This window comes from Romboutsia sp. LXY-2, assembly GCF_056171995.1.
Map to the genome: position 1 here is coordinate 1 of NZ_JBKFGI010000032.1, position 2,975 is coordinate 2,975.

Sequence of the window (2,975 nt, forward strand, 5' to 3'; positions counted from 1 at the left end):
AGCCGGCTGTGAGGGTTCGATCCCCTTCACCCGCTCCAAATAAAGATTATGTGGTTATTATAGCAAAGAGGATACACCTGTTCCCATTCCGAACACAGAAGTTAAGCTCTTTAGCGCTGATGGTACTTGGTGGGCAACTGCCTGGGAGAGTAAGACGTAGCCACGTAATCTTTTTTTGTGCAAATTTATTGAAATGATATCTAAAGTATTTCTACTTTTGACCTGTTTTTTTATAGCTATTTTATTAAATTGTGAAATATACAACTTAATACATAAAAAGAAGTGTGCATAAGCACACTTCCCATTTTATTTATTTAACTTTAAGTAAGTTTCTAAACCTGCTTTTAATATCTTAGCAGCGTCAGCTAAATCATCTTTATTTAATATATAAGCAAGTCTTATTTCGTCAACTCCAAGCCCTTCAGTAGCATAGAAACCTTCAGCAGGACAAGGCATAACTGTTTGTCCATCTATATCGAAATCACTTAATAACCATTTTACAAAGTGATCAGCGCTTTTAACTGGTAATTTTGCAACTATATAAAAGGCTCCAGTAGGCTTTTTGCATACAACACCAGGAACTTTTATAAGTTCATTATATAATACATCTCTTCTTTCTCTATATTCTTCGTTTACTTCTTTAAGATAAGTATTTGGTGTTTTATAAAGTTCAATAGCACCAACTTGCTCTAAGGTAGGAACTGATAATCTTGCTTGACATAGTTTTAGTATTTGAGACATAAATAATTTATTCTTAGAAGCTATAGAACCAATTCTAGCTCCGCATGCGCTGTATCTTTTAGATACACTGTCTATTATTACAACTCTATCAGCTACTTCATCTATATTACCTAAACTAGTGTAATTGCCTTCATAAACAAATTCTCTATAAACTTCATCAGCCATTATCCATAAATCGTTTTCCTTAGCTATATCAGATATCATTTGAATTTCTTCTTTAGTGTAAACAACTCCAGTTGGGTTTCCTGGGTTTGAAAATAATATAGCACGAGTTTTAGAATCTATCTTAGATACTATTTCTTCCTTTGAAGGGAAGTGGAATCCATTTTCTGCAAGTGTAGTAATAGGTTTTATTTCTACACCAACTGCTTTAGCAAAGCTATTATAGTTTGAATAAAATGGTTCAGGTATTAATATATTATCTCCCTCATTACATGTAGCTATCATAGAAAATAATAAAGCTTCACTACCACCGTTTAATATTAATATCTCATCCTTGTTAAAGTTGATATTGTATCCTTGATAGTATTTTTGTATAGCATCTATAAGTTCAGGTAGTCCTTCTGATAAAGCATATTCCAAAATATCATCATTGTAATTTTTTACAGCGTTGAAAAATTCATCTGGTGTTTTGATATCGGGTTGTCCAATATTTAGGTGGTAAACTTTCTTTCCACCTTTTTTAGCTTCTGCAGCATAAGTTAATAGCTCCATTATAGTAGAAGCTGGAACAGCTTGTATTCTAGATGATATATTCATGTATATAACTCCTCCTGGTCTAAAGTTTATTTAGTGTATTGAATAAAATAGAATATATTGAAGCTTTGATAATTACATATACGTTTATAGATAATTTAACAAAGTATGTGTATTGTATACGAATATATTTTAACATAAAAAAAACGAATTCCTAGTTAATTATATATTCCAAAATTTCAGAGAAATATGCATTAATATATTTTTTATAAAAGTATGACTTATAAATTTGTACTGTAGTATAGTATGTATTGGACATATAAATTAATAAAATTAGGAGTAATAATATGAAAAATTTAGTTAGTGCTAATTGGTTAAAGTAAAATTTAGATAATGAAAAATTAATAATAGTAGATTGTAGATTTAATTTAATGGAAAAGGAAACTACGAAGTAGGTCATATTAAGGGTGCTGTTAGAGTAGATATGGAAACAGAATTATATAGCCAAGTAAAAGAACGTGGGGGAAGGCATCCTCTACCGAGTATAGAAGAATTGAAAAATACTTTCGAAAATATAGGAATAAACAATGATTCTATAATAGTTGTTTATGATGAAGGTGACTTAGCTGGGCCTTCTAGAGTTTGGTGGATATTAAAGTATTTAGGTCATGATAAGGTGTATGTTTTAAATGGTGGTATAAATGAATTCAAAGAAATTAGTGGAGAAATCACTCAAGAAATAAAGTCTGTAAAAAAAGGTGATTTTAGAGTTGAAGTTAATGAAGATATGAGAGTAAATATGGAATATGTTAAAGAAAGACTATATAAGGATAACGTAGCTATAATTGATTCTAGAGAAAATCAAAGATACAAAGGTGAATTTGAACCAGTAGATAAAAAAGCTGGTCATATACCTAGTGCGTTAAATTATTTTTGGATGAATATATTAAATATAGATGAAGATAAATTAAATATAAAGTCACAAGAAGAACTTGAAAAGTATTTTGAAACCTTAAAGAATTATGATGAGGTTATAGTTTATTGTGGTTCAGGTATAACTGCTTGTCCAAATAGTTTAGCACTTAATGAAGTTGGAATTAAACATGAGGTTTATTCAGGTAGTTTTAGTGATTGGATAAGTTATGAAGAAAATGAAGTAGAGCAGTAAATATAACGATATATAACGTTTATAATTCAACATTAAAAAAGTTGATAAAATAAAAAATATGTACTTGATAAACTTAAACAACTATCAAGTACATATTTTTTATTTTAAAGTTGCTTGTGCTAATGGTTTGAGAAGGTCTACAGAATTAAAATTAAAAATATAATTATAAAAAAAATTAAAAAAGTATTGACGATTTTATTTTAAGATGGTATAGTTATACTTGTCCTTAAGAAAAGGGCAAACAACGAAAGACGAAAGAGGCCGAAAGGTCACTTGAAGATGAACTTTGAAAATTAAACAGTAGGTTAATTTATAGAATTTGAAACAACCAAACAAAGCCAGATATATAACAGTATCTGAGCCCGTTAAA

2 protein-coding genes, 1 rRNA gene and 1 pseudogene are annotated in these 2,975 nt (G+C 29.3%); 3 read left to right on the plus strand and 1 reads right to left on the minus strand.

Going from position 1 to position 2,975, the window contains the following annotated elements; genetic code table 11:
- Positions 1-49: 49 nt before the first annotated feature.
- Positions 50-166: ribosomal RNA gene (gene rrf, locus ACI48P_RS22010) — 5S ribosomal RNA — on the plus strand.
- Between the two features lie 140 nt (positions 167-306).
- On the opposite strand, the gene ACI48P_RS22015 is transcribed toward rrf, so the two are convergent.
- A complete protein-coding gene (locus ACI48P_RS22015; RefSeq protein WP_475219649.1) occupies positions 307-1,500 on the minus strand; it encodes a pyridoxal phosphate-dependent aminotransferase in 1,194 nt (397 codons plus the stop codon).
- Positions 1,501-1,891: 391 nt separating this feature from the next.
- Between ACI48P_RS22015 and ACI48P_RS22020 the strand changes: the two are divergent.
- Positions 1,892-2,140: pseudogene (locus ACI48P_RS22020) on the plus strand (sulfurtransferase); the annotation flags it as partial.
- Positions 2,114-2,605: a sulfurtransferase gene (locus ACI48P_RS22025; RefSeq protein ID WP_475219650.1), complete on the plus strand. Its 492-nt coding sequence runs from the start codon at positions 2,114-2,116 to the stop codon at positions 2,603-2,605. The pseudogene ACI48P_RS22020 and the gene ACI48P_RS22025, both read left to right, overlap by 27 nt.
- The last annotated feature ends 370 nt before the right edge of the window (positions 2,606-2,975 follow it).

Excerpts from the sequence above, each read along its gene's own strand:
- ACI48P_RS22015 (WP_475219649.1), bottom strand. The coding sequence starts at position 1,500 with ATGAATATATCATCTAGAATACAAGCTGTTCCAGCTTCTACTATAATG.